The organism is Microbacterium marinum, assembly GCF_014204835.1.
Taxonomy (GTDB): Bacteria; Actinomycetota; Actinomycetes; order Actinomycetales; family Microbacteriaceae; genus Microbacterium; species Microbacterium marinum.
In genome coordinates this window covers 2,372,613-2,398,042 of the sequence record NZ_JACHMD010000001.1, presented here as the reverse complement: position 1 = coordinate 2,398,042, position 25,430 = coordinate 2,372,613, and the positions used below count along the sequence as shown (strand labels likewise).

Annotated in this window: 23 protein-coding genes; 15 read left to right on the top strand and 8 right to left on the bottom strand. The window is 69.4% G+C overall.

Going from position 1 to position 25,430, the window contains the following annotated elements:
- Nucleotides 1-55: 55 nt before the first annotated feature.
- The 3 genes from lpdA to BKA24_RS11790 all read right to left on the bottom strand — a co-directional run bounded on the left by lpdA (nucleotide 56) and on the right by BKA24_RS11790 (nucleotide 2,392).
- A complete protein-coding gene (lpdA, locus tag BKA24_RS11800; protein WP_184218361.1) occupies nucleotides 56-1,456 on the bottom strand; it encodes a dihydrolipoyl dehydrogenase in 1,401 nt (466 codons plus the stop codon).
- 29 nt (nucleotides 1,457-1,485) lie between these two features.
- Nucleotides 1,486-2,049 (bottom strand): copper resistance CopC family protein, encoded by a 564-nt coding sequence (locus tag BKA24_RS11795; RefSeq protein WP_184218358.1) that lies wholly within the window; start codon nucleotides 2,047-2,049, stop codon nucleotides 1,486-1,488.
- Nucleotides 2,050-2,143: 94 nt separating this feature from the next.
- Nucleotides 2,144-2,392 (bottom strand): hypothetical protein, encoded by a 249-nt coding sequence (locus tag BKA24_RS11790; protein WP_343066109.1) that lies wholly within the window; start codon nucleotides 2,390-2,392, stop codon nucleotides 2,144-2,146.
- A gap of 266 nt (nucleotides 2,393-2,658) precedes the next feature.
- Between BKA24_RS11790 and BKA24_RS11785 the strand changes: the two genes are divergently transcribed.
- The 3 genes from BKA24_RS11785 to BKA24_RS11775 all read left to right on the top strand — a co-directional run bounded on the left by BKA24_RS11785 (nucleotide 2,659) and on the right by BKA24_RS11775 (nucleotide 4,467).
- The gene (locus tag BKA24_RS11785) at nucleotides 2,659-3,147 is read left to right on the top strand and encodes an FHA domain-containing protein (protein WP_184218355.1); all 489 of its coding nucleotides are present in this window, start codon (nucleotides 2,659-2,661) and stop codon (nucleotides 3,145-3,147) included.
- Nucleotides 3,144-3,824 (top strand): transcriptional regulator FtsR, encoded by a 681-nt coding sequence (gene ftsR, locus BKA24_RS11780; RefSeq protein ID WP_343066108.1) that lies wholly within the window; start codon nucleotides 3,144-3,146, stop codon nucleotides 3,822-3,824. Before BKA24_RS11785 ends, ftsR begins: the two co-directional genes overlap by 4 nt.
- Nucleotides 3,825-3,921: 97 nt before the next feature.
- Nucleotides 3,922-4,467, top strand: coding sequence for a MerR family transcriptional regulator (locus tag BKA24_RS11775; RefSeq protein WP_184218352.1), 546 nt, complete (start codon nucleotides 3,922-3,924; stop codon nucleotides 4,465-4,467).
- A gap of 135 nt (nucleotides 4,468-4,602) precedes the next feature.
- Here the strand turns inward: BKA24_RS11775 and BKA24_RS11770 are convergent, their stop codons facing one another.
- Complete coding sequence (locus tag BKA24_RS11770; protein WP_184218349.1) at nucleotides 4,603-5,415, bottom strand: AAA family ATPase; 813 nt, start codon at nucleotides 5,413-5,415, stop codon at nucleotides 4,603-4,605.
- Nucleotides 5,416-5,512: 97 nt separating this feature from the next.
- Between BKA24_RS11770 and BKA24_RS11765 the strand changes: the two genes are divergently transcribed.
- From BKA24_RS11765 to BKA24_RS11755, 3 genes are read left to right on the top strand one after another with little or no spacing between them, the layout of a single operon-like run.
- Nucleotides 5,513-8,920, top strand: a complete 3,408-nt coding sequence (locus BKA24_RS11765) for a pyruvate carboxylase (protein ID WP_184218345.1) — start codon at nucleotides 5,513-5,515, stop codon at nucleotides 8,918-8,920.
- Between the two features lie 53 nt (nucleotides 8,921-8,973).
- Nucleotides 8,974-10,395, top strand: a complete 1,422-nt coding sequence (locus tag BKA24_RS11760) for a MinD/ParA family ATP-binding protein (protein WP_184218342.1) — start codon at nucleotides 8,974-8,976, stop codon at nucleotides 10,393-10,395.
- Nucleotides 10,392-10,880: a peptide deformylase gene (locus BKA24_RS11755; RefSeq protein WP_184218339.1), complete on the top strand. Its 489-nt coding sequence runs from the start codon at nucleotides 10,392-10,394 to the stop codon at nucleotides 10,878-10,880. The genes BKA24_RS11760 and BKA24_RS11755 overlap by 4 nt, the downstream gene beginning before the upstream one ends.
- Before the next feature lie 85 nt (nucleotides 10,881-10,965).
- Here BKA24_RS11755 and BKA24_RS11750 read toward each other — a convergent pair whose 3' ends face one another.
- On the bottom strand, nucleotides 10,966-12,801 hold the full coding sequence (locus tag BKA24_RS11750; RefSeq protein ID WP_184218336.1) for an AMP-dependent synthetase/ligase: 1,836 nt from the start codon (nucleotides 12,799-12,801) through the stop codon (nucleotides 10,966-10,968).
- Nucleotides 12,802-12,950: 149 nt separating this feature from the next.
- On the opposite strand from BKA24_RS11750, the gene BKA24_RS11745 reads away from it, so the two are divergent.
- The 3 genes from BKA24_RS11745 to BKA24_RS11735 are packed head-to-tail and all read left to right on the top strand — an operon-like array spanning nucleotide 12,951 to nucleotide 15,953.
- Nucleotides 12,951-13,886 carry an ROK family protein gene (locus BKA24_RS11745; RefSeq protein WP_184218333.1) on the top strand — a complete coding sequence of 312 codons (936 nt, stop codon included), beginning with the start codon at nucleotides 12,951-12,953 and terminating at the stop codon, nucleotides 13,884-13,886.
- A 1-nt stretch (nucleotide 13,887) separates the two neighbouring features.
- A complete protein-coding gene (locus tag BKA24_RS11740; RefSeq protein ID WP_184218330.1) occupies nucleotides 13,888-14,577 on the top strand; it encodes a lysophospholipid acyltransferase family protein in 690 nt (229 codons plus the stop codon).
- A 47-nt stretch (nucleotides 14,578-14,624) separates the two neighbouring features.
- Nucleotides 14,625-15,953, top strand: coding sequence for a class II 3-deoxy-7-phosphoheptulonate synthase (locus BKA24_RS11735; protein WP_184218327.1), 1,329 nt, complete (start codon nucleotides 14,625-14,627; stop codon nucleotides 15,951-15,953).
- Nucleotides 15,954-16,031: 78 nt separating this feature from the next.
- On the opposite strand, the gene pknB is transcribed toward BKA24_RS11735, so the two are convergent.
- Nucleotides 16,032-17,987 (bottom strand): Stk1 family PASTA domain-containing Ser/Thr kinase, encoded by a 1,956-nt coding sequence (gene pknB, locus BKA24_RS11730; protein WP_184218324.1) that lies wholly within the window; start codon nucleotides 17,985-17,987, stop codon nucleotides 16,032-16,034.
- Between the two features lie 62 nt (nucleotides 17,988-18,049).
- Nucleotides 18,050-19,261, bottom strand: coding sequence for a LysM peptidoglycan-binding domain-containing protein (locus tag BKA24_RS11725; protein WP_246367086.1), 1,212 nt, complete (start codon nucleotides 19,259-19,261; stop codon nucleotides 18,050-18,052).
- 183 nt (nucleotides 19,262-19,444) lie between these two features.
- Between BKA24_RS11725 and BKA24_RS11720 the strand changes: the two genes are divergently transcribed.
- Nucleotides 19,445-19,783: an Rv2175c family DNA-binding protein gene (locus tag BKA24_RS11720; protein WP_184218321.1), complete on the top strand. Its 339-nt coding sequence runs from the start codon at nucleotides 19,445-19,447 to the stop codon at nucleotides 19,781-19,783.
- Nucleotides 19,784-19,798: 15 nt separating this feature from the next.
- On the opposite strand, the gene BKA24_RS11715 is transcribed toward BKA24_RS11720, so the two are convergent.
- Nucleotides 19,799-20,899 (bottom strand): polyprenyl synthetase family protein, encoded by a 1,101-nt coding sequence (locus BKA24_RS11715; RefSeq protein WP_184218318.1) that lies wholly within the window; start codon nucleotides 20,897-20,899, stop codon nucleotides 19,799-19,801.
- Between the two features lie 60 nt (nucleotides 20,900-20,959).
- On the opposite strand from BKA24_RS11715, the gene BKA24_RS11710 reads away from it, so the two are divergent.
- The 5 genes from BKA24_RS11710 to BKA24_RS11690 all read left to right on the top strand — a co-directional run bounded on the left by BKA24_RS11710 (nucleotide 20,960) and on the right by BKA24_RS11690 (nucleotide 25,428).
- The gene (locus BKA24_RS11710) at nucleotides 20,960-21,334 is read left to right on the top strand and encodes a DUF3040 domain-containing protein (RefSeq protein ID WP_184218314.1); all 375 of its coding nucleotides are present in this window, start codon (nucleotides 20,960-20,962) and stop codon (nucleotides 21,332-21,334) included.
- Nucleotides 21,335-21,547: 213 nt separating this feature from the next.
- Nucleotides 21,548-21,979, top strand: coding sequence for a division/cell wall cluster transcriptional repressor MraZ (gene mraZ, locus BKA24_RS11705; RefSeq protein WP_184218311.1), 432 nt, complete (start codon nucleotides 21,548-21,550; stop codon nucleotides 21,977-21,979).
- A gap of 97 nt (nucleotides 21,980-22,076) precedes the next feature.
- Complete coding sequence (gene rsmH, locus BKA24_RS11700) at nucleotides 22,077-23,039, top strand: 16S rRNA (cytosine(1402)-N(4))-methyltransferase RsmH (RefSeq protein ID WP_184218308.1); 963 nt, start codon at nucleotides 22,077-22,079, stop codon at nucleotides 23,037-23,039.
- Nucleotides 23,036-23,611 (top strand): cell division protein FtsL, encoded by a 576-nt coding sequence (gene ftsL, locus BKA24_RS11695; protein ID WP_246367084.1) that lies wholly within the window; start codon nucleotides 23,036-23,038, stop codon nucleotides 23,609-23,611. The genes rsmH and ftsL overlap by 4 nt, the downstream gene beginning before the upstream one ends.
- Nucleotides 23,612-23,616: 5 nt before the next feature.
- Nucleotides 23,617-25,428 carry a peptidoglycan D,D-transpeptidase FtsI family protein gene (locus BKA24_RS11690; protein ID WP_184218305.1) on the top strand — a complete coding sequence of 604 codons (1,812 nt, stop codon included), beginning with the start codon at nucleotides 23,617-23,619 and terminating at the stop codon, nucleotides 25,426-25,428.
- Nucleotides 25,429-25,430: the final 2 nt, after the last annotated feature.

The following is a 25,430-nucleotide window of genomic DNA, read 5'->3' as shown; positions in this document are numbered from 1 at the left end:
GTCAGTCGTGTGAGTCAGGGTAACCGAAACGTATTCGTCTCGATAGGACCTGTCCTCAGAGGTTGATCATGTGTCCCGCGAGACCGTGGAACGCCTCCTGCAGACCCTCCGAGAGCGTCGGGTGGGTGTGGACGTTGCGAGCCGCCTCGAGGGCGGTGAGGTCCCACTTCTGCGCGAGGGTGAGCTCGGGCAGAAGCTCCGACACGTCGGGGCCGATGAGGTGGCCGCCGAGGAGCTCGAGGTGCTCGGCATCCGCGATCAGCTTGACGAAGCCGACGGGCTCGCCGAGGCCGTTCGCCTTGCCGTTGGCGGAGAACGGGAACTTCGCGACCTTGACGTCGTAGCCGGCATCGCGCGCCTGCTGCTCGGTGAGGCCGAACGAGGCGACCTGCGGCGAGCAGAAGGTGGCGCGCGGCATGTTGCGGTAGTCGCCGAGCGTCTGCGTCTCGGCCTTGCCGATGGTCTCGGCGGCCACGACGGCCTGGGCCTCGGCGACGTGGGCGAGCTGCAGCTTCGCGGTGACATCGCCGATGGCGTAGACACCCTCGACGTTCGTGCGCATGTAGTCGTCGATCTCGATCGCGCCGCGGTCGGTCAGCTTCACACCGGTCTTCTCGAGCCCGAAGCCCTCGACGCGCGGAGCGAAGCCGATCGACATGAGGACCTTGTCGGCCTCGATCTGTCCCTTCGCGCCATCGGCGTTCGCGGAGTAGTCGACGGTGACCTTGTCGCCGGAGTCGACGACCGACTCGACCTTCGTGGAGGTGAGGATCTCGATGCCGTACTTCTTGTACTGGCGCTGGATCTCCTTGGAGACCTCGACGTCCTCGTTCGGGAGGGCGCGGTCGAGGAACTCGATGATCGTGACCTTCACGCCGTAGTTGGAGAGCACGAACGCGAACTCCATGCCGATGGCGCCGGCCCCGACGATGACGATCGAGCTCGGCAGGTCACGCGTGAGGATCTGCTCCTCGTAGGTCACGACGTTCTCGCTGAGGGTGACGCCGGGCAGCAGTCGCACGGTCGACCCGGTGGAGATGATGACGTTGTCGGCGGTGACGGTCTCGGTCGACCCGTCGGCCTTCGTCACCTCGATGGTCTTCGCGTCGACGAAGGACCCACGACCCTGGTACTCGGTGACCTTGTTCTTCTTCATCAGGAAGTGGATGCCCTTGACGTGGGTTTCCGCGACCTTGCGGCTGCGGTCCCATGCCGTGCCGAAGTCGAAGTTCACGTCACCGCTGATGCCGAACAGGTCGGCCTTGTGGGTGAACGTATGTGCGAGGTCCGCGTTCTTGAGGAGAGCCTTGGAGGGGATGCAGCCGACGTTCAGGCAGACACCGCCCCAGTACTTCTCTTCGATGATGGCGGTGGACAGTCCGAGCTGCGCCGAACGGACGGCTGCGACATAGCCGCCGGGGCCGGCACCGAGGATGACGACGTCGTAATGAGGCATGCTTCCAGCCTAGTCCGACCCGTCCCGCCTCAGTCCTTCGTCGCGCCCCGTCGCCCGCGGGCGATGGCGATCGCGATCACGATTCCCACACCGAGGAAGAGGATGCCGCCGCCGACGGCATACGGGACGGCGTTGAATCCCTCGGAGCCGCCCTCGGCTTGCTCTGCCGCGGTCTCGACGCAGTCCCCGGCGGCGGCCTGAGCGCCTTCGGTTCCGACCGAGAACCCGAACTCACCCGAGATGGGGTGACCGTCGCTCGAAACGGTGCGCCACTGCACGATGACCGCACCCTCGACCGGCCCGGCGATCGCCTGGGTGATCTCCACGCCGTCGATGACGGGCTCGCCCTCGGTGATGGGCGCGCAGTCCTCGTCGAGGATGACGATCTCCGTGGCGCCGTCCTCGGTGAGGGGAGCGTCGCTGAATGTCAGGGTGACCTGCTCTGGGGTCTCGCCGACCACGGCATCGGCGGCCGGGTCCGGACCCACGAGTTCGTCGTGCGCGGATGCCGGGCTTGCGGGAAGGACCAGCGCGGCCGCGAGCGACAGGGCGACGAGGAGGCGGCCGGGGCGGGAGATCTGAGCGGTCGACATGCCACGACGATACGAGCGCGGTGTCGCAGCGCCTCGGGACTGTTGTGGTGCACGGCGGGGCGCTACCATGTCCCGCTCGCCCGCCGTCGGACCGTCAGGACTCGAGAAGGGCGTTGTACCGCGTCGACCCGATCGCGAGGACGTGGTGCCGCTCGTGGAGCGCGACGGGATCGCCTGCACGGAGTTCGGCCGCCCCGCCCGCTCCGTTCCAGAGCGAGACCTCGTGCCCCTCCTCGAACGTGCGGATGCGGATCGATCCGCTTGCAGCGTCCGCCGAGAGCACGATCGCATCGACCCATTCGCCCGGCGTCGCGGCGACCAGACGCGCCTGGACGCGGTGCACGGCATGCCCTGCGGCGAAGGAGGAACAGGCCCGCCCGACGCTGCACATGCAGTCCCCGGCCCCGCGAGCGGGTACGGCCGGAGTGCGGTGAGCGGGGGTGGGCACGATTTTCTCCTTGTCGAGACGGGGTGGTGTGCGAAAGGCTACGGGGACGACTTTCCGGTGTCGTCCCCCACGACACACGGTGAAACGAAGACACCCGAGCAGGCCCGGCGCCGATCACTGATCGACCGGTCGATCGGTTAGTGTGGAATGAGGAGGACATCGTGGACGACACTCACCGACCCGGCGGCGATATTCATCGCGGCGCTGAGACGTCGGCGCACCCGCGTCTCGTCGACGCGACGCAGACGTTCGGACACGATTCCGACCTGTCCTTTGTGCCGTTCGGCAGCGAGCTGACCGCCGCGGAGGTGGAGGCGATCAACGCGCTCCCCGCCCGCGCCGCGCTTCTCATCGTGCGCTCCGGTCCGACGGCGGGAGCCCGGTATCTGCTCGACACCGACGTGACGACGGTGGGTCGGCACCCCGAGGCGGACATCTTCTTCGACGACGTGACGGTCTCGCGTCGCCATGCCGAGATCACCCGGACCGGCTCCGTGTTCGAGCTGATCGACCAGCGGTCCCTGAACGGCACCTACGTCAACGGAGAGCGCGTCGACCGCGCCACGCTCGTCGACGGCGCCGAGGTGCGGGTGGGCAAGTTCCGGCTGAACTTCTTCGTCGCTCCCGCAGAGCGGGCGATCGGAGCGTGAGCCCGGCTGCGGCACCCCGCGGACGGACGACGTCTGCGGGGTCACTGAGCATCGGCCAGGTGCTGGCGCGTCTCAGCCCCGAGTTCCCCGCCCTCAGCGCGAGCAAGCTCCGCTTCCTCGAAGTGCAGGGCATCGTCACGCCCGTGCGCACGGAGTCCGGCTACCGGAAGTTCTCCGGCGCCGACGTCGAGCGCCTGCGCACCGCGCTCACCATGCAGCGCGACTTCGGCATCCCTCTCGCACGCATCCGCGAGTACCTCGAGGAGAACGGCGACGCCGGGACCCCTGCGGCGCCGGCGTCCATCGTCCAGACCGCGCGCCGGTACCGCCGCGACGAGCTCATCTCCGCCGCCGGTGCCGGAGCGGGCCTGCTCAACGATGCGATCTCCGCCGGACTCATCGCTCCCGCCGAGACCTACGACGAGCGCACCCTCGCACTCCTGCGATCGCTGGCGGCGCTCGACGCCCACGGCATCCAGCCTCGCCACATCCGAGGTGTCCGTCAGACCGCCGAGCGGGAGGCCGCGCTCATCGAGAGTGCGCTCGCCCCCCTTCTGCGCCGGACGGATGCCGGTTCGCGTGCCCGCGCGAACGAGTTGGCGCCCGAGCTGGCTCGACGTATCGATGATGTGCGCGACGTCTTCGTCCGGGCCGCTCTCGATCGCCTCACCCCCTGACGCACTCGCGACACGCCGACCGCGGGAATCGGATGTCGTTGCCGCTTCACCTTCCACCCTCTAGCGTGGAAGAACCGATACCCCGCAGGAGGTCCCGATGACCGCGCATGACGCGCTGGGCGAGCAGAAGTTCTCCACCGAGCTTCTGTTCACCGACGGCCTTCCCGCGATGGACGACGAGGTCGGCTACCGCGGCGCACAGGCCGCCCGCGCCGCCGGCATCACCTATCGCCAGCTCGACTACTGGGCTCGCACCGAACTCGTCGAGCCGACCGTTCGCGGCGCGAGCGGTTCGGGATCCCAGCGTCTCTACGGATTCCGCGACATCCTCGTCCTGAAGCTCGTGAAGCGGCTCCTCGACACCGGCATCTCCCTGCAGCAGATCCGGGTCGCGGTCGATCAGCTCCGCGCCTCCGGCATCCGTGACCTCGCCGGCACCACGCTGATGAGCGATGGCGCCTCGGTCTACCTGTGCACGTCGAACGACGAGGTCATCGACCTCGTCAGCCGCGGCCAGGGTGTGTTCGGCATCGCCGTCGGCAAGGTCCTGCGCGAGGTCGAGACGACGCTGGTCGAGTTCGACCCCCAGTCGCCGGATCCCGTCGACGAGCTCGCGGCCCGCCGCGCCGCACGCACGGCCTGACCCGCCGCACCGTCTGACCCGCGTTCGTCGGGAACGACCTGCATTCGCGCGCCCGCTGCTCGGGTCCTCAGCCGATCGGGCGCGACGCCCGGGGTCCACAAGACCCGGGATCGGCTGCCGAGCCGAGGAGGAGCGTCAGGCGCCCGCGGAAGCGCCGGCGACGGGGATCCGACCCGTGCGGACGATGCGGTCAAGGAGCGAGTCGAAGTCGGCGGCGAGCTCCTGTGCAGAGTCGCCCGGCCAGATGTGCAGCGGCTTGGCCGCACCCTGCGCCTGCTGTAGCGAGGTGCGCTCGGGCAGCTGGGGGGACAGGACGAGGGGTCCGAACATGTCCCGCAGCTCCTTGATGCGGAACTGGTGCTCGATCGACTGCGGCCTGACCCGGTTGACGACGATGCCCAGCGGCTGCAGGCGGGGGGAGAGGCCGCGGCGGATCTCCTCGATCGCGCGGAGGGCACGGTCGGCGGCGGCGACGGAGAAGAGACCGGGCTCCGTGATCACGACGACGCGGTCGGACGCCGCCCACGCAGTGCGGGTGAGGGCGTTCAGCGACGGGGCGCAGTCGATCAGCACGAGGTCGTAATCGGCCTCGATGGTCGCGAGTGCCTCTTCGAGCTTCCAGACATCGCGGACGCTGGGGTGGGGGCCGTCGAAGTTGATGGCGGAAGGGCTGCCGATCATGACGTCGATCGTCCCGGGGTGCACCTTGGCCCACCCGCTCGAGGTGATGGCCTGACGGACCACCTTCTCCTTCGGGTTCGCAAGCACGTCGGCGACGTTCAATCGCCCCGCGACCTGGATGTCCATGCCGGTGGAGACGTCGGACTGCGGGTCGAGGTCGACGACGAGAGTCCGCACCCCACGTGCGAACGCCGCCGAGGCGAGGCCGAGGGTCACGGTGGTCTTGCCGACGCCACCCTTGAGGGAGCTGACGGAGAGTACGTGCACGAGGCACTACGTTACCGTCCCCTAGGCTGTGAGGGTACTCAGCCCGTACGCCGGCGACCCGATGCCGTGGCGCCCCTGCACCCTCTCGAGGTGAAGCATGTTCCGCAAGATCCTGGTCGCGAACCGTGGTGAGATCGCCATCCGTGCATTCCGCGCGGCGTATGAGCTGGGGGCGCGCACCGTCGCTGTCTTCCCGTACGAAGACCGCTACTCGCTGCACCGCCTGAAGGCCGACGAGGCGTACCAGATCGGCGAGGTCGGTCACCCCGTCCGTGCGTACCTCGATGTCGACGAGATCATCCGGGTGGCGCTCGAGAGCGGCGCCGACGCGATCTACCCGGGCTACGGCTTCCTCTCCGAGAACCCGGAGCTGTCGGCGAAGGCGGCCGCGAACGGCATCGCCTTCATCGGGCCCTCCGCCACCGTGCTGGAGATGGCAGGGAACAAGGTCACGGCCAAGCAGCACGCCATCGCGGCGGGCGTGCCGGTCTTGCGCTCCACCGACGCCTCGGATGATGTCGACGCGCTCGTCGCGCAAGCCGAGGACATCGGCTTCCCCATCTTCGTCAAGGCCGTCGCCGGGGGAGGCGGGCGGGGAATGCGACGCGTCGAGAACCGCGACGCGCTCCCGCCGGCCCTGTCAGAGGCCATGCGCGAAGCGGGGAGCGCGTTCGGTGACGCCCGGGTCTTCCTGGAGCAGGCCGTGCAGCGCCCGCGTCACGTCGAGGTCCAGATCCTCGCCGATAAGAATGGCCACACGGTGCACCTGTTCGAGCGGGACTGCTCGGTGCAGCGCCGACACCAGAAGGTGGTGGAGATCGCACCCGCGCCGAACCTCGCCGACGAGGTCCGCATCGCCCTCCACGGGTACGCGGTCGCGTTCGCCACCTCCATCGGGTACGAGAACGCGGGAACCGTCGAATTCCTCCTCGAGACCGCGGGGCCCCGGACCGGCGAGGTCGTCTTCATCGAGATGAATCCGCGCATCCAGGTCGAGCACACCGTGACGGAGGAGGTCACCGACGTCGACCTCGTGCAGTCCCAGATGCGCATCGCCTCCGGCGAGAGCCTCGCCGATCTCGGCCTGCAGCAGGAGAACATCCACCTGCGCGGAGCAGCACTGCAATGCCGCATCACGACCGAGGACCCCGCCCAGGGTTTCCGCCCCGACACCGGCAAGATCACGACGTACCGCTCGCCCGGCGGCGCCGGCATCCGCCTCGACGGCGGCACGACCGCGGCGGGCTCCCAGATCAGCCCGCACTTCGACTCCATGCTGTCGAAGCTCACCTGCCGCGGCCGCGACTTCGCGTCGGCGGTCCGTCGTTCGCGGCGCGCCCTCGCCGAGTTCCGCATCCGCGGCGTCTCGACCAACATTCCGTTCCTCCAGCGCGTGCTCGACGACCCCGCGTTCGTCGCGGGCGATCTCAGCACCGCGTTCATCGACGAACGACCCGAGCTCGTCAACGGTCGGGAGTCGAAGGACCGCGGCTCGAAGATCGTGTCGTGGCTGGCGGACGTCACCGTGAACCGTCCCCACGGGGAGAGCCCGGTGCGCTCCGACCCCGGCGCCAAGCTGCCGACGCTCGACCTCACGTCCACCCCGGCGGCAGGGTCGCGACAGCGGCTCCAGGAGCTCGGCCCGCAGCGCTTCGCCCAAGCGCTCCGCGCCCAGTCGGCCCTCGCCGTCACCGAGACGACCTTCCGTGACGCCCACCAGTCGCTCCTCGCCACCCGTGTCCGCACGAAAGACCTCGCTCGTGTGGCGCCGTACGTCGCCCGTCTCACCCCCGAACTCCTGTCGGTGGAGGCCTGGGGCGGGGCGACCTACGATGTCGCCCTTCGCTTCCTCGGCGAAGACCCGTGGGAGCGGCTCGACGCCCTCCGCGCCGCGTTGCCCAACGTCGCGATCCAGATGCTGCTGCGGGGCCGGAACACGGTCGGGTACACGCCCTACCCGACGAAGGTCACCGATGCGTTCGTGGCCGAAGCCGCGGCATCCGGAGTCGACATCTTCCGCATCTTCGACGCCTTGAACGACGTCGACCAGATGAGGCCCGCCGTCGACGCCGTCCTCGGGACCGGGTCGGCCGTGGCCGAGGTCGCCGTTTGCTACACCGGCAATCTGCTCGACCCCGCCGAAGACCTGTACACCCTGGACTACTACCTCCGACTGGCGGAGCAGATCGTGGACTCCGGCGCGCACATTCTCGCGATCAAGGACATGGCGGGGCTGCTCCGGCCGGCCGCGGCGGCGAAGCTCGTGCGGGCGCTGCGCGAGCGGTTCGACGTGCCCGTCCACGTCCACACCCACGACACTGCGGGCGGGCAGCTCGCAACGCTCCTGGCCGCGAGCGCCGCCGGCGCTGACGCCGTCGACGCCGCCGCCGCGCCGATGTCGGGGACGACCAGTCAGCCGTCGCTGTCGGCTCTGGTCGCAGCCCTCGCCGACACGGAGCGCGACACGGGTCTCGACCTCGACGCGGTCTCGGACCTCGAGCCCTACTGGGAGGCGGTGCGCAACCTCTACGCGCCCTTCGAGTCGGGACTGCCCGGGCCGACCGGTCGCGTCTACCACCACGAGATCCCGGGCGGTCAGCTGTCGAATCTCCGGCAGCAGGCGATCGCACTCGGCCTCGCCGAGGACTTCGAACTCATCGAGGACATGTACGCCGCCGCCAACCGCATCCTGGGTCGCGTGCCCAAGGTGACGCCGTCGTCGAAGGTCGTCGGCGACCTCGCCCTGCACCTCGCGGCCGTCAAGGCGGATCCTGCCGACTTCGAGGCGAACCCTGAGAAGTACGACGTGCCCGACTCGGTCGTCGGCTTCATGGCGGGCGAGCTCGGCGACCTCCCGGGCGGGTGGCCCGAGCCCTTCCGCTCGAAGGTGCTCGCAGGGCGCTCGGTGAAGGTCGGCGTCACCGAGATCTCGGACGACGACTCCACGGCATTGGATGCCGACTCCTCGACGCGGCGGGCCAAGCTCAATCGGCTCCTGTTCCCGGCCCCCACCAAGGCGTTCCACGAGGTGCGCGACACGTACGGCGACCTGAGCGTCCTCGACACGATGGACTACCTCTACGGTCTCGTGCCCGGGCAGGAGCACGTCGTCGAGATCGAACGCGGCGTTCAGCTCTACGTCGGCCTCGAAGCCATCGGCGAGGTCGATGAGAAGGGCATGCGCACCGTCATGGCCACCCTCAACGGGCAGTTGCGACCGGTCGCCGTGAGGGACCAGCAGGTGACCGTCGAAGCGCGGCAGGCCGAGAAGGCCGACACGTCGAAGCCCGGCCAGGTCGCGGCGCCGTTCTCGGGCGTCGTCACCCTGAAAGCCGATGAGGGCGCGAAGGTGCAGGCCGGGCAACCGGTGGCATCCATCGAGGCGATGAAGATGGAAGCCGCCATCACCGCGCCCGTCGACGGGACGGTCGAACGGCTCGTGATCCCCGGAACCGCGCAGGTCGAGGCGGGTGACCTTTTGCTGGTCATTCGCCCCGCCGAGTAACCTGGTTGGTCGGGCGCTCTCGCCCCCGATGAACCTGGAGTGAACCGCCCGTGATGCGTGACCGCGACAACGAGACGTCCGAGGACGTCGACAACGGCGTGCTGGCCGGCACCGACCGCCTCGAGACCACCGGGATCGGCATCGTCGACGGCTCGACGGCGCAGGTCGAGGTGGTCCTGCCCGCACTGCACGACGACGATGCCGACGACGATCTCGACGACGCCGACTTCGCTGCGGCGGCGGTCACGGCCGAGTCGATCGAAGACGCCGGGCCGCCGGAGCTGATCGAGGACGCCCCCGTCGAGGAGCTCCCCGTCGTCCGTCCCGCGCCTGTACCGAACGACGTCGTCGACGCCGACGTCATGGTGGAGACCACCCCGACCGGAACCGTCGTCACGGGCCAGACCCGTCGCGAGATGCACCACGCCTCGGGCGCCGACAAGCACGCCCTCGAGCGCGTACGGACCGCGCGGGCCGAGGAGGAGCCGCTCGCCTCGCGCCGACTCGACCAGCTCGGCGCCGACCGCGAGACGGCCGACCTCCTCACCGCCGACCGTCTGCTCGACCGGTCCCGCGTGGCCTCCGCCGAGCCCGATGGACCCTGGCAGCGCTTCGTCTACGCCGCGACGGCCCGCCGGGTGAACCTCGGCGACAGCAAGAGCTCGCGAGCCCGCAAGGAACTCGACCGGCGGATCGCGGCGCCCCTCCACGGCGGCGCCAAGTTCGTCCCCGTCCTCTCGCGCAAGGGCGGCGTGGGCAAGACGAGTGTCACGACCCTGCTCGGCATGGCCCTCGCCGATGCCCGGGAGGACCGGGTCATCGCCGTCGACGCCAACCCCGACCGCGGCACCCTCGCCGAGCGCATCGGACGCACGAGCGGCAAGACCGTCCGCGACCTCGTCCGCATGCGCGGCGCCATCACCGGGTTCAACGACCTGTCCGCCGTCGTGGCGCGCGACGAGACGCGGCTCGACGTCCTCGCATCCGACGCCGATCCCCACCTCTCCGAGGCCTTCAGCGACCGCGACTACCACGACGTCGCCGCCGTCGCCGCGCACTACTACTCGATCGTCCTCACCGACACGGGCACCGGGATCGTGCACTCGGTGATGGATGCCACTCTCGAACTCGCCGATCAGCTGATCATCGTCGCCGGTCGCAGCATCGACGAGGCGCGGCTCGCCTCCGAGACGCTCACCTGGCTCGAGACCAACGGGTTCGCAGACCAGGTCCGCACCGCCATCGTCGTATTGAACACCTCGCGACCGGGCGCGAGCCTCGTGAAGCCGGCGGAGCTCGAGTCCCACTTCCGCAGCCGCGTGCGCGCGGTCGTCACCCTCCCGTACGACTCCCACATCGCCACCGGCGGCCCCGTGACGTTCCGCGAGCTCGACCCGCAGACCCGCCACGCCGCGCGGGAGCTCGCCGCGCTCGTCGTCGAGGGCCTGCGTGCCGGCGGCGGTGGACTCGCATGACCGCGCGTCCCATCCGCGTCTTCGGAGACCCCGTGCTGAAGACCGTCTGCGACCCCGTGGGCGCCATCGACGACGGCATCCGCTCGCTCGTCCGTGACCTCGTCGACTCCGTCGAGCTCCCCGGACGCGCCGGAGTGGCGGCACCCCAGATCGGCGTCGCGGTACGCGCCTTCAGCTACAACGTGGACGGCGACGTCGGGTACATCCTCGACCCCGTCCTCGAGGTGTCGGGGGAGCCGGTGCCGACCGGCGAGGGGTGCCTGTCCGTGCCGGGTCTGTGGCACGACACTCCGCGGCATCCGTGGGCCCGCGTCACCGGTCGCAACCTCTCCGGCGAGCAGATCGTGATCGAGGGGGAGGGGCTCCTCGCGCAGGCGTTGCAGCACGAATGCGACCACCTTGATGGCATGTTGTACCTCGACCGGCTTCCGAAGGACGTTCGGCGGCAGGCGATGCGCGAGGTGCGCGAGTCGGACTGGTTCTGACGCCAGCGGCGACGGCGTCCGCGTCGATGACGCAGCGAACGACGAAGAAGGGCCCGGTTTCCCGGGCCCTTCTCGCGTTCGCTCGTCAGTTGCCGAGCGAGATGTTGGTCGTGGAGACCTTCGCGGCGTAGATCTCGTCGATGTCGGCGGCGAAGTCCTGCAGGATGACGTTCCGCTTGATGCTCATCTTCGGCGTCAGGTGGCCCGAGCCTTCCGTCCACTCGGTGTCGAGGAGGGTGAACTTCCGGATCGACTCGGCGCGCGACACATTGGTGTTCGCGCGGTCGATCGCGGTCTGCACCTCGGCGAGCACCTTCTCGTTCCGGATCGCATCGGACATCGGCAGATCAGCGCGGAGCCCGTTGTTGGCGAGCCAGGTCGGGAGCATCTCGCGGTCGAGGGTGATCAGAGCCGCGATGAATGGCTTCTGATCGCCGACCACGACGACCTGCCCGACGATCGGGTTTGCGCGGATCGGATCCTCGAGCCCGGCCGGTGCGACGTTCTTGCCGCCCGCGGTGACGATGATCTCCTTCTTGCGACCGGTGATGGTCAGGTAGCCCTCGGAGTCGAAGCTGCCGATGTCGCCCGTGCGGAACCAGCCGTCGTCGAACGCGTCAGCGGTCGCCTCGGGGTTGCGCCAGTACTCCTTGAAGACGTTGACGCCACGCACCTCGACCTCGCCGTCTTCTGCGAGACGGATGCCGACACCCGGCAGGGCGGGTCCGACCGTCCCGATCTTGGACTTCGACGGAATGTTCACCGAGGCGGGCGCCGTGGTCTCGGTGAGCCCGTAGCCCTCGAGGATGTGCACGCCGAGGCTGTGGAAGAAGTGACCCAGTCGCGGACCCAGCGGAGCCGATCCCGACACGGCGTGCTTCACACGACCGCCCATCGCGGTGCGCAGCTTGCTGTAGACGAGGCGGTCGAACAGGGCGAACTTGATCTTCAAGCCGAGCGGGATCTTCTCGCCGTCCTGAAGCCTGCGGGAGTGCTCGATCGCGACGGCGGCGGCGGCGCGGAAGATCTTCCCCTTGCCGCCCGCCTCCGCCTTCTGCTCGGCGGAGTTGTAGACCTTCTCGAACACGCGCGGCACGGCCAGGAGGTAACTCGGCTTGAAGGAGCCGAGCGACGCCAGGAGCTTCGTCGTGTCGGGTTCGTGTCCGGTCTTCACGCCACCGTGCACGTTGAGCATGGAGATGAACCGCGCGAACACGTGGGCGAGGGGGAGGAAGAGCAGCGTCGAGGCCTCGGGGACCTCGACGACCTCGTGCAGGGCACGAGCTGAGTTGCGCGAGAGCTCGACGAAGTTGCTGTGCGTGAGGACGCAGCCCTTGGGGCGACCCGTCGAACCGGACGTGTAGATCAGCGTCGCGATGTCGTCGGCGTTCGCGAGGGTCCGGCGGCGCTCGATCTCCTCGTCGGTGACCTCGCTGCCCTTCGCTCGCAGCGAGTCGAGGTCGCCGGACTCCATCGTCCAGACCTCGCGGATGAGCGGGACCTCGGAGCGGATCTCCGCAACCCGCTCGGCGTGCTTCGCGCCCTCTGCGATCATGGCGATCGCCCCGGAGTCGGAGAGGATCCAGCTGATCTGCGACGCCGAGCTGGTCTCGTACACGGGGACCATCACGGCGCCCGCGAAGAAGAGGGCGAAGTCGACCAGGGTCCAGTCGTAGGTCGTGCGGGCGATGAAGGCGACTTTGTCGCCGGGTTCGATGCCCGCCGCGACGAAGCCCTTCGCGAGGGCGACGACCTCCCGCTGGAACTCGGCGGCGGTGATATCCCGCCAGCCGTCGCCGTCGGGCACGGCGAACAGGGCGAGCGACGGCGTCGCCTTCACCCTCTCGACGAGCAGGTCTGACGTGTTCGCAGTCGGGTCTGCGGGGACGACGGCGGGGGAGTCGAATTGTACGGCGCTCATGGGCGGCAGCTCCTTCGGTACCGATTGGCGTCGGGTTGGTGCGACTGAGTCTATGTCACGTGAGCCTCGATCCCACGGGAAACGGCCGGTGAGGCGACGCCACTAGACTCTCGGATGCCGCGTGCCCGTGCGCGGCCGAAGGGAATCGCGTGCTCAACGTCGGCATCGACATCGGTGGGACCAAGATCGCCGGAGGGGTCGTCGACCCCGACGGGAACATCCTCGAACGGCGCCGTGTGGCGACGCCGACGGACCCTTCCGCCCTGGCGGAAGCGGTCGCCGTGATGGTCGCCGACCTGACGACGACGCACGACGTGCACGCCGTCGGCGTCGCCGCGGCCGGGTTCATCGACGCGACCCGCTCGGTGATCCTCCACGCGCCCAACATCGACTGGGTCGAGGAACCGCTGCGCAGCGAACTCGAAGGACGGATCGGCCGACCGGTCACCCTCGAGAACGACGCGAATGCGGCGGGCTGGGGCGAGTTCCGGTTCGGCGCGGGTCGCGACGTCGACGACATGGTCATGCTCACTCTCGGCACCGGGGTGGGTGGCGCCGTCATCATCGGCGGCCGGCTCCTGCTGGGCGGGAACGGCACGGCCGCCGAGCTGGGGCACATCCGGTTCGAGCGTGGCGGGCGTCCCTGCGGCTGCGGCCAGCGCGGGTGTCTCGAGCAGTACGCCTCGGGTCGTGCCCTGCAGCGCGAGGCAGCGGAGATCGCGGATGCCGGCGGCATCGGGGCCGGACTCGCCGCCGCCCGGGACGCAGAGGGCATCGTCCCGGCTGCGGCGATGGCGGCGCTCATCGAGGGGGGAGATGCCGGCGCGCTCGAAGCGGTCAGCCGAGTCGCGACAGCGCTGGGCGAGGCGTGCGGCGGCATCCAGTCCGTCCTCGATCCCGAGCTGTTCGTGATCGGCGGGGGAGTGGCCGATCTGGGGGAGCGGCTCCTCGGCCCTGCCCGCACGGCGTTCGCCGCCGCGCTGCCCGGCTACGGTCAGCACCCGGTGGCGTCGTTCGCGATCGCCACCCTCGGCAACGACGCTGGGCTCATCGGCGTCGCCGACCTCGCCGGAGGGCGCGTCTGAGATGGTCTATTGGATCCTGAAGTACCTCATCATCGGTCCGGTCGTGAAGGCGATCTTCCGGCCGTGGGTCGTGGGTCGCGGGAACATCCCCGCCTCGGGCGCGGCCATCATCGCCAGCAATCACCTGTCCGTGAGCGACTCGATCTTCTTCCCGCTCATGATCGACCGTCCCATGACCTACCTCGCCAAGAGCGACTACTTCACCGGCAGCGGGCTCAAAGGATGGGCCACGCGTGTGTTCATGAAGGGGACCGGACAGATCCCCATCGACCGCACCGGAGGCAAGGCCTCGGAGGCATCGCTGAACACGGGACTGCAGGTGCTGGGACGGGGAAGCCTCCTCGGCATCTACCCGGAGGGCACGCGCAGCCCTGACGGCAAGCTCTACCGCGGACGCACGGGCCTGGCCCGCATGGCGCTCGAGGCACGCGTGCCCGTGATCCCCGTCGTCATGATCGGCACCGACGACGTCATGCCGATCGGGCGGTCGGTGCCGCGCGTGGGCCGGGTCGGGATGGTCATCGGCGAGCCTTTGGACTTCAGCCGGTTCCACGGACTCGAGTCCGACCGGTTCGTGCTGCGCTCCGTGACCGATGAGATCATGGTGGCCCTGCACCGCATGGGCGAGCAGGAGTACGACGACGTGTACGCCTCGACCGTGAAAGACCGGCGTCCGCCCACCGACACCTGAGCGTCACAGCGCGCAGGGAGGTCACCGCCCGCCGGTAGGATCGAGGGATGCCCACCCCTCTCGACCACTGGCGCACGCTCCCGATCAAGCAGCAGCCGGCCTGGCCCGATCAGGATGCCGTCGCCGCGGTGTCCGCCGAGATCGCGACCCTCCCGCCCCTCGTCTTCGCCGGCGAGGTCGACAACCTCCGCGCGCGTCTGGCGAAGGCCGCAGCCGGAGAAGCATTCCTGCTCCAGGGCGGCGACTGCGCCGAGACGTATGCCGGTGCGACGGCGGAGCAGATCCGCAACCGCATCAAGACCGTGCTCCAGATGGCGGTCGTCCTCACCTACGGAGCGTCGATGCCGGTGGTGAAGATGGGCCGCATGGCGGGACAGTTCGCCAAGCCCCGCTCCAGTGACACCGAGACGCGCGGGGACGTCACCCTGCCCGCCTACCGCGGCGACATCGTCAACGGGTACGACTTCACCGCAGCCTCACGTCAGCCCGACCCGCAGCGACTGCTGAAGGGGTACCACACCGCGGCATCCACGCTGAATCTCATCCGCGCCTTCACTCAGGGCGGTTTCGCGGACCTCCGCGAGGTGCACAGCTGGAACAAGGGCTTCGCGCAGAACCCGGCGAACCAGCGCTACGAGCGGCTGGCGGGCGAGATCGATCGCGCCATCAAGTTCATGGAGGCTGCGGGCGCCAACTTCGACGAGCTGCGGGGCGTGGAGTTCTACACCGGCCACGAGGGCCTGCTCATGGACTACGAGCACCCGATGACGCGGATCGACTCCCGCACGCTGACGCCGTACAACACGTCGGCGCACTTCCTGTGGGTCGGGGAGCGCACCCGCGAGCTCGACGGCGCGCACGTCGACTACTTCTCGAAGATCCGGAACCCCATCGGCGTGAAGCTCGGCCCGTCGACGACGCCCGAGACTGCTCTCGCCCTGATCGACAAGCTCGACCCCGCACGCGAGCCGGGTCGACTGACGTTCATCACCCGCATGGGCGCCGGTAAGATCCGCGATGCGCTGCCGCCGCTGCTGGAAGCCGTCAAGGACTCCGGCGCCACGCCGCTGTGGGTCACCGACCCCATGCACGGCAACGGCATCACGACGCCGACGGGCTACAAGACGCGTCGCTTCGATGACGTCGTCGACGAGGTGCGGGGCTTCTTCGAGGCCCACCGCGCCGTCGGCACATTCCCGGGCGGTATCCACGTCGAGCTCACGGGCGACGACGTGACGGAGTGCCTGGGCGGGTCGGAGATGATCGACGAGGCGACCCTCGCGACGCGCTACGAGTCGCTGTGCGATCCGCGCCTGAACCACATGCAGTCCCTGGAGCTCGCCTTCCTCGTCGCCGAGGAGCTCGAGAAGCGCTGAGCCGTACCGCGACGACGCGCCGTGTGACGATCCGTCCGCGGCGCGTCGTCGTTGCTCCAGGATGCCGCGGGACGCGGCTCAGCCCTGGAGGATGCAGAGGATCGGGGTCAGCGTGATGGTCGCGCCCGGCAGTGCGGTTCCGCTCGGGTCGTAGGAGTTCACGCAGTACGCGTCCCAATACCCACCGCCCAGCGGCAGCGGGTCATCGTTGATGCCCGCGTTCACGTCGAATCCTTGGGCTTGAACGGACGCGACGGCCTCCCGGATCGTCGATCCGGTCACGTCGGGCACAGCGATCGGCTCGGGGCCCTTCGACACGACGAGGGTGACCTCGTCGCCAGGGCGGAAACTGCCGCCGCCCTCGCGCTCCAGCACCCGGATGACGCGTCCGGCTTCGACCTCGCCGCTGTACTCCTCCGTCGTGGTGGCGCCCAGATCCACGTCGCGGAGCGTCCGGACCGCCTCGTCCTCGGTCTGGCCGGCGACCGCCGGAACCGGACCGAGCGAGACGCGGAGCTCCGCGGTGGAGCCGTGCAGCACGCGGCATCCCTCGGTGCACTCGACCGGCTCCGAACCGGCGCCCTGCGTCACGTAGACGCGCACGACGCGATCCGGGTCGAAGCTCGTGAAGAACATCTTCTCCTCGGCCACGGTGATGCTCACCTCGTCGAGGAGCGCGGTCACCTCGTCCGCGGTGCGGTCCTGGAGGACGGGGAGCTCGGCGGTCGCCGGTCCGGCGGAGATCTGCACCGTCACGGACGACTCGCGGTCGAGGCGCGCCCCGGCGGAGGGACTCGAGCCCAGCGCCTCGCCCACGGGCACGTTGAGGTCGTGGACTTCTTCAGCGACAGCGGTCAGGTCGTTCTCCGCCAGCAGGTCCTGAGCCGCGGCGAACGTCATCCCCTCCACGTCCGGAACCGACGTCAGCGATCCCGGCCCCGAGCCGAACCACCATCCGGCGCCGCCGGCGGCACCCGCGAGCAGGAGGACGAGAAGGAGGAGCCACCCGCCCTTCACGGCGTTCCGACGGGATCGCGTGCGCAGCCGCGTCGCGTTGTCGACGTCCTCCGTGACCTGCGGCGCGGTGAACGTGCCGGGCATGACGCGGGTCATCTCGTCGGAGTCGAGCGTGTCGTCGACGACGACCGCGCCTCCGGCGGGAGTGGACCGCACCACCTGCGGGAAGATGCCGAGCTCTTTCTGGATGGCGCGCAGACGTTCGAGCATTTCGCGGGCATCGGTCGGACGATCTTCGGGATCGCGCTCCGTCGACCAGAGGACCAGCTCGTCGAGCTGCTCCGGGACGCCGGGGTTCTTCACGCTCGGGCGGGGGACCGAGTGCGTCGCGTGCTGGTAGGCGATCTGCATCGGCTGCTCGCCCTTGTACGGCTGCTCGCCGGTGAGCATCTCGTACAGCATGATCCCGAGGGCGTAGATGTCACTCCGCGCATCGGCGGTGCCCCGGGTCACCAGTTCCGGCGCCAGGTACGCGATCGTGCCGAGGAGCATCTGCCCCGTCGCGGTGTTCGCGCTGGTCGCGCGAGCGAGCCCGAAGTCGCCGATCTTGATGCGGCCGTCCTCGGCGAGCAGCACGTTCTCGGGCTTCACATCGCGGTGGATGATGCCCGCGCGATGAGCCGCCGCGAGCCCCGAGAGGACGGCATCCATGATGGTGATGGTCTGGGGGAGCGTGAGTCGACGCTGCTCGCGGACGAGCTCGCGCAGTGTGATGCCGGGCAGGTACTCCATGACCAGGTAGGCCATCTCGCCGTCCTGACCCTGGTCGAACACGTTGACCACGTGCGGGTCTGCCAGGCGCGCGGCGGAGCGAGCCTCCTGGATGAACCGGTTCTGGAAGACGGTGTCGTCGGACAGGTGGCCGTGCATGACCTTCAGCGCCACGCGCCGTTCGAGTCGAAGATCCGTCGCGACGTACACCGTCGCCATGCCACCACGTGCGATGCGGGCGCGCACACGGTACCGACTGTCGACCAGGCGGCCGATCAGCGGGTCGGTCTGCTGGCTCGTACTCACGAGCCGATTCTACGGAGCGGATGCCGCAAGCCCGCGGAGCGCCTCACCCGCGAACCCGAGGATCAGCCGTACAGATCGATCCAGCGGTACGCCTGGTCCTCCCAGATGCCGTACCGCTTCGGGTACGCGGAGATCTGGACGGCTTGGGCGGCGTCGGCGAAGTCCATTGACTCCCAGCCGTCGATGTCCAGAAGCCCGCGGGTGTCGCTCCCGTTGGGGTCCCGGGGTCCGCCGAAGAAGGCGGCCGCCGCTCGGCGGGTGTCGCGGACCTGGTCCTCCGAGCCCCACCCGGCGCTGGGGCGCTGCTGGAAGAGTCCGAGGGAGTCGCGGTCACCCCAGTCGAGGTTCCGGATCCAGGACTCGACCATCGCGGTGGACAGCGCCACCGCGATGCCGTCGCGCGAGACGCCGCGACTGCGACCCACCTCGATGATCGTGCGGACGTTGCCGATCTGCTCCTCGTCGAGCACGACGTCCGCCGCTTCGGCGCGCGAGGTCGCGGCCACGGCGGCGGTGCTCGGGATGTCGAGCTTCTGCCCCGGGTAGATGATGGACGTCCGGTCGAGCCCGTTGGCGGCGAGGAGGCGCGTCAGGCTGACGCCGTGACGGTCGGCCACGGCCCAGAGGGTCTCGCCGGCGGCCACCTCGTGGCGCGCGGACCGGGCTTCGGGGGCGGGCGTCGGGGTCACGGTGCGAGCGGCGCTCCGCGTCATAGCCGCCGTGCCGGGGATGGTGAGGCGCTGGCCGGGCCGGATCGTCGTGGTGGAACCCAGGTCGTTCGCCTTCGCGAGCGCGGAGACGGAGACGCCGTGGCGCTTCGCGATGGCCCACAGGGTGTCGCCGTCGCGGACGGTGTGGCGCCCCGCGGCGCGGGGCGTCTCTGCCTGCGCGGATGTCGACCGGGGACGCGACCGCTCCGCTCCGGCGCCGAGGCGGAGGACGTCGCCGGGGTGGATCACGGAGCGCCAGGTGAGGTCGTTCCACGCGAGGACGTCGGCGGTGCGGAGTCCGTGGCGGGCAGCGATCGCGCTGACGGTGTCACCGTGGGCGACGACGTGGGTGCGGATGGCCGACGAGGATGCCGGACGACCGACGACGACGCTCTTCGCCGCGGGAGCGGGGTGGGTGGCGGGCTCGCGCTCGGGTCGAGGAGCGACGTCTGCGGCGGAGGCGGTGAGGGGTGCGGGGAGGACCGAGAGCGTCAGGGCGATCGACCCGACGACGGCGGGGGTGACCCGCGAGCGCAGGGCAGGGGAGGGGGTGGTCCGGTGCAACGGGCGTTCCTTCTCGTCATCCCCAGATGTCACGACCCCAGTCGTCTCTGCCCGCCACACGCTGTCACGGATGTGCACAGGTGTCAACGCGTGATGCTGATGTGACGAATGTGATTTGCGGTTCTTCTCGGTCGTCGGCGGGCATCTCGCACGGCGGGCAGTGGCGGATGAGAGGATGAGAAGGTGACGAACGACGCTCCCTCCGACTGGCTCTCGCTCCCCGAACTCGTCGAGGTGACGGGCGAACCGCTGGGCCGTGTCCGCCGCATGCTCGACGAGCGTCAGCTCGTCGCCTCTCGCCGGTTCGGCGCCCCGCGCGTCCCCGCCCTCTTCCTGGTGGACGGTTCGCCGCTGTCTTCCCTTCGGGGCACCGTGATCGTGCTGCAGGATGCCGGTTTCTCCGACGACGAGCTCATCGACTGGCTCCTCGCCCCGGAGGAGTCCATCGGCGTCGCGCCCATCGAGTCTCTGCGGGCCGGACGCAAGAGCGAGGTCCGACGCGTCGCCCAGTCGCTGGCCTGACGCCGGCACCGCCGATCAGGCCGTCCGGACGGTCGCAGCGCGGGCGAGGTCCCGCAGCTCCGACACCGGGGCGTTTCCGAGCGCGGCCCCACGCAGCGCGCGGTCCGCTTCGACGGCCCAGGTGCCGATGAGGTCTTCGACGCGCTGCAGCGCGTCGGTGTCGACGATCGTCTGCTGCAGGGAGGCGATCTGCTCCCGCGAGAGGGAGGGGTCGCCGATCAGCTCGTCGAACACCCGCGCCGCTCCTGCAGTAAGTCGCTCGCGGGCGAACGCGACCAGCAGGGTGCGCTTGCCCTCCCGCAGATCGTCGCCGACGGGTTTGCCCGTCGCCGCCTCGTCGCCGAACACGCCCAGCACGTCGTCGCGGAGCTGGAAGGCCAGACCGACCGGGTGGCCGAAGGCGCTCAGCGCGTCGTACTGAGCGGCATCCGCTCCGGCAAGGGTCGCGCCGAGGAGGAGCGGATGCTGCACGCTGTAGCGCGCCGACTTCAGTGAGGCGATGCGCAGCGCCCGCTCCGCGTGTTCGGCGGCGGGGACCGCGACGTGGGCGGACTCCTCCGCGACGTCGAGGAACTGGCCGATCGTCACATCGCGCCGCATGCGCGCGTACTCCCGGCGGGCGGCAGCGGCTCGGGCGTCGTCGTCGAAGTCCGCCAAGCCCTCCTCGAGCAGATCGTCGCTCCAGGCGACCAGCAGATCGCCGAGGAGGATGGCAGCCGATCGGCCGAATCCTTCGGGGTCGCCGGCCCACTCCGCGTCCCGATGGCGACCCTCCCATCCGCGGTGAGCGGCCGGTGCGCCGCGGCGGGTGTCGGAGTTGTCGATGATGTCGTCGTGGACGAGCGCGGCGGCGTGGAAGACCTCGAGTGATGCCGCAGCCGAGATCACGGCATCCGGCACGACAGAATCTGCGCGCCGACCGGCGGAGGCGACAGCACGCCACCCGGCCAGGCAGAACCTCGCCCGGAACCGTTTGCCGCCCGTGGCGGCTGCGGCGCCCGAACGGACGAAGGCCGCGGCCTCATCGCCGAATCCGTCGACGGCATTCAGCTGCTGCTCGAGGAACCTCTCGACTCGCTGGGAAACGGCCGCGATCGGTGAATCGGGAGAGGACACAGGCCTAGCCTAGTGATGACGCGCACGCGTACTATTGGTAGACCGACCCGAGGGGGATGCATGCCACTGTCAGAACAGGAGCAGCGTCTGCTGGACGAGATGGAACGCCATCTCATGCGCAACGACGCCGACGTGGTCAGTGCTGACCGCGGCGCGAACACCCTCAGCTACCGGAACATCGTGTACGGGTCCGTGATCGTGCTTCTCGGCATCGCGGGACTCGTCGTCGGGGTCGCGTCCTCCCTGATCGTCATCGGCGTGATCGCCTTCGTCGTCATGGTCGGAGGAGTCGTGCTCGCCTTCACGCCGGCTCGTGGTGCGGCGGCTGCGCGGTCCGCCTCGACCGGGTCGCGCAAGCCGGCACCCGCACGTTCCTCGGCGTCCTTCATGGACCGGATGAACGACCGCTGGGACCGCCGTAACGAAGAGCGCTGACCGGCCTCCACCCTCCTCCACTGAGAGCACCGCCCTCCGGGTCGGTGCTCTTTTTTCGTGCGCCTACGGATGCCGCGGTGGCGGCGTGGCGCGCCCGTTCGCCACGGAACCGCGCGCAGCGGCGTGTTCTCCCAGGATGTCCTCGTAAAGTGGAGGGAAGTGGAGTAAAGTGGCGCACACCTGAGTGGGCCGGACGAAGGGGGTGAGCAGCTGATGCTGCTGGGCACGCACACCCCCAAGCTCGACGACAAAGGCCGCGTCATCCTGCCGGCGAAGTTCCGCGACGACCTCGGATCCGGAGTCGTGGTGACCCGCGGCCAGGAGCGATGCCTCTACGTGTTCAGCTCGGCTGAGTTCGAGCGCGTCTACGAGCGCATCCGTGAGGCGCCCCTCACCAACAAGCAGGCTCGCGACTTCCAGCGCATGTTCCTGTCGGGGGCGAGTGCGGAGAAGCCGGACTCGCAGAACCGGATCACCGTGCCGCCGCACCTGCGCGTATACGCGGGCCTCGAGCGCGAGCTGATCGTCACCGGCGTCGGTGCCCACGCGGAGATCTGGAACGCGGACGCGTGGAACGCCTACGCGGACAGCAACGAAGACACGTACTCGGACATGGAGCAGGAGGTGATCCCGGGACTCTTCTGACCCTCGGCTGTGACTCCCAGCCGCACGCCCTGACGCACTTCCCCGGTGTCAGGTCGGAGCGGATGGGGATCAGAGCCGAGGGAGGCCCCCTCACATCATGGCCCTCGACGACATCCACACCCCCGTGCTCCTCGACCGCTGCGTCGACTTGCTCGCCCCCGCGCTCCGGCGCGAGGGCGCGGTCTTCGTGGATGCCACCGAAGGGATGGGCGGACACTCCGAGGCGCTTCTGGAGCGGTTCCCCGAGGCGCACCTGATCGGACTCGACCGCGATACGGACGCGCTGCGGATCGCGGGCGAGCGCCTCGCCCGGTTCGGCGACCGTGTCACCCTCGTCCACACCGTCTATGACGGCATCGCCGAAGCCGTCCGTTCGACGGGCCGGCGTTCGGTCGACGGCATCCTTTTCGATCTGGGCGTCTCCTCCCTGCAGCTCGACGAAGCCGACCGCGGCTTCGCGTACTCGCAGGACGCCCCGCTGGACATGCGGATGGATCAGACCTCCGACGTGACCGCGGCGGACATCGTCGCAACCTACGGCGAGGGCGACCTGCGCCGGATCTTCGAGCGCTACGGCGAGGAGAAGCTCGCCGCCCGCTACGCCCGCGCCATCATCGCGGCGCGAGCGGAGGAGCCGCTGACCCGCTCGGGGCAGCTCGTCGATCTGTTGATCGCGGCGACCCCGATGGCGGTGCAGCGGGAGCGCGCCGGGCACCCCGCCAAACGGGTCTTCCAGGCGCTCCGGATCGAGGTCAACGGCGAGCTGACCGTGCTCGAGCGTGCGCTGCCCGCAGCGCTCGATCTGCTGCCCGTCGGAGGACGCATCGTCGTCATGTCGTACCAGTCGCTCGAAGACCGGCTGGTGAAGCGGGTCTTCGCGGAAGCGTCGTCGTCCACGGCGCCCGCGGGACTCCCGATCGAGCCGCCCGAGCACGCTCCCAAGTTCCGGCTCCTCGTCAAGGGTGCCGAGTTGGCCTCCGACGAGGAGAAGCTCCGCAACCCGCGCGCCACGCCGGTCCGGCTGCGCGCGGCCGAACGTGTGAAGGAGGCGGCAGCATGAGCGTTCCCGCTCTCGCCCCGATCCCCGAGGCCCGGCCGGCCGAGCGGGTCGGCCGCCGACTGCGCGCACTGGCCGAGGCCCGCCCGCGCCGACGTCCGCGCCTGGTGTTCGGCATCGTCGCCGTCGCCGGAGCCCTTGCGATCGGCGCGACGCAGATGGGCCTGTCGATCCTGACCACCCAGGGGGCCTACGAAGTGCGCACCCTCACCGCGGAGCAGCGGTCGGCGACGTGGCAGAAGCAGATCCTCCAGGAGGAAGTCGCGGGACTGAGCTCGCCGCAGTTCCTCGCGGCGAACGCCGCTGCGCTCGGCCTGGTCGCAGGTGGCGAGCCGAACTACCTCCGTCTGAGCGACGGGAAGACGCTCGGAGCGAAGCAGGGCGCCTCCGACCAGTCGGCCATCCAGGCACTGTCCCGCGCCGCCGTCGCGAACGCCCACGTCGCCGGTGTGCCTCTGGTCACCGACCCCGAGGCGAGCCTCAGCAGCGGCGTCTCGGTCGATGAGAAGCTCCTGAGTGAAACGCCGACACCCCCGGCGATCACCGACGGACTGCCCACGCCGACCACACACTGAGAAGCATGACGACTCGCGCAACCCGCAGCCCGCGCCGTCGGACCGTCGTCGCCCTGGGCGTCGTCCTGGTGGTCCTGGTGGCGTTCGTGATCCGGCTGGTCGACATCCAGATCGTCAACGCGAGCCAGCACATGACCGATGCTCGGGACAAGGGCATGGAGACGACGTCGAAGCTCGCCGGCACGCGAGGCGACATCGTCGACGCGAACGGCACGCCGCTGGCATCCAGCATCCTCCTGTACGACGCTCAGCTCGACCCGATGCTCGCCGTCGAGGGCATCGACGAGCGCGACGACAACGGGGCTGTGGTCAAGGACGAGAACGGTGACGTCGTCAAGATCACCTGGGCCGAGCTCGCCGTGCGCATCGCGGACGTGACAGGTCAGGATGCCGAGGATGTGCAGAGCATCGTCGACGATGCGATCGCCGCCGATCCTCACGACCGATTCGAGTACCTCGATCGCTACATCTCCACCTCGGAGTTCCGCGCTCTCGCGGACCTCGAGCTGCCGTTTCTGACGTTCCGATCCAACCCCTCGCGCACCTACCCCAACGGTGCGGTCGCCGGAAACCTGCTCGGCTTCGTCGGAAGCGACGGCGAGCCGCTCGAAGGATTCGAGGAGATGCAGAACTCCTGCCTCTCGGCGACCGACGGCAGCATCCGCTATCAGCGTGGCGCCGATGGCGTCACCATCCCCGGGACTGCCGTCGAGGAGCCTGCGGTCAACGGCGGCACCCTGCAGCTCACGATCGACTCCGACCTGCAGTGGTACATGCAGCAGCTCATCGCCGAGGAGACCGACCGCTACAAGGCGGACTGGGGCGGGATCATCGTCATGGAGACCGCCACCGGCAAGATCCGCGCCATGGCCGAGACACCGACCGTCGACCCCAACGACCCGGGCGCCAGCGAGCCGGACGACCGAGGCTCTCGCCTGCTGCGCTTCTCCTACGAACCCGGTTCGACCTTCAAGCCGGTCACCGCGGCCACGGCCATCGAGCAGGGCGGCGCCACGCCGGAGACGTCGGTGACGGTTCCCGATCGCATGGTCTTCAAGAACGGCGCCGTGATCAACGACTCGGAGGACCACGTCACCGAGAACCTGACCCTGACGGGCGGGCTCGTGGAGTCGTCGAACGTCGCGATGTCGCAGTTCGGCGCCATGGTCGACGCGCAGACCCGATACGACTACCTGCAGAAGTTCGGTGTCGGACAAGCGTCGAGGCTGAACTGGACGGGCGAGCCGACGACGACGCTGCACCCCGTCGACCAGTGGGACAACCAGACGTTCTACACGACCACCTTCGGTCAGGCCTTCACCGTGACCGCCGTGCAGGTCGCCAACGTGTACCAGACCTTCGCGAACAAGGGCGTCCGCATGCCCGCCTCGCTCGTCGAGTCCTGCACGCTGGCCGACGGAACCGTGATCGAGCCGGACCTCGCGGAGCCCGAACGCGTCATCGAGGAGAAGACGGCAGAAGAGGTCTCCCTCATGCTCGAGAACGTCTTCGCGCAGGGCACGATGGCTGACGACATCGCCATCGACGGCTACCGGATGGCAGGCAAGACGGGCACCGCGCAGGTGTCCGACGGCGAGGGCGGATACAAGCCCAACCTGTACTTCACGTCGCTGGTCGGCTACGCCCCGGCAGATGATCCGCAGTATGTTGTCCTGACGGTCTTCGACGAGCCCAAGAAGCAGCGCATGTCGTCGGCCAACCGCTCGGTGTTCAAGAAGGCGATGACACAGGTGCTCACGCACTACCGCGTCATGCCGTCGGGTTCGGAGACCCCACTCCTGCCCGTGAACGGCTGATC

Excerpts from the sequence above, each read along its gene's own strand:
- BKA24_RS11755 (WP_184218339.1), top strand. The coding sequence starts at position 10,392 with ATGACCGCGCGTCCCATCCGCGTCTTCGGAGACCCCGTGCTGAAGACC.
- ftsL (WP_246367084.1), top strand. The coding sequence starts at position 23,036 with ATGAGCGTTCCCGCTCTCGCCCCGATCCCCGAGGCCCGGCCGGCCGAG.
- BKA24_RS11690 (WP_184218305.1), top strand. The coding sequence starts at position 23,617 with ATGACGACTCGCGCAACCCGCAGCCCGCGCCGTCGGACCGTCGTCGCC.
- BKA24_RS11795 (WP_184218358.1), bottom strand. The coding sequence starts at position 2,049 with ATGTCGACCGCTCAGATCTCCCGCCCCGGCCGCCTCCTCGTCGCCCTG.
- BKA24_RS11750 (WP_184218336.1), bottom strand. The coding sequence starts at position 12,801 with ATGAGCGCCGTACAATTCGACTCCCCCGCCGTCGTCCCCGCAGACCCG.
- lpdA (WP_184218361.1), bottom strand. The coding sequence starts at position 1,456 with ATGCCTCATTACGACGTCGTCATCCTCGGTGCCGGCCCCGGCGGCTAT.
- BKA24_RS11765 (WP_184218345.1), top strand. The coding sequence starts at position 5,513 with ATGTTCCGCAAGATCCTGGTCGCGAACCGTGGTGAGATCGCCATCCGT.
- BKA24_RS11740 (WP_184218330.1), top strand. The coding sequence starts at position 13,888 with ATGGTCTATTGGATCCTGAAGTACCTCATCATCGGTCCGGTCGTGAAG.
- BKA24_RS11710 (WP_184218314.1), top strand. The coding sequence starts at position 20,960 with ATGCCACTGTCAGAACAGGAGCAGCGTCTGCTGGACGAGATGGAACGC.
- mraZ (WP_184218311.1), top strand. The coding sequence starts at position 21,548 with ATGCTGCTGGGCACGCACACCCCCAAGCTCGACGACAAAGGCCGCGTC.
- BKA24_RS11735 (WP_184218327.1), top strand. The coding sequence starts at position 14,625 with ATGCCCACCCCTCTCGACCACTGGCGCACGCTCCCGATCAAGCAGCAG.
- rsmH (WP_184218308.1), top strand. The coding sequence starts at position 22,077 with ATGGCCCTCGACGACATCCACACCCCCGTGCTCCTCGACCGCTGCGTC.
- BKA24_RS11760 (WP_184218342.1), top strand. The coding sequence starts at position 8,974 with ATGCGTGACCGCGACAACGAGACGTCCGAGGACGTCGACAACGGCGTG.
- BKA24_RS11775 (WP_184218352.1), top strand. The coding sequence starts at position 3,922 with ATGACCGCGCATGACGCGCTGGGCGAGCAGAAGTTCTCCACCGAGCTT.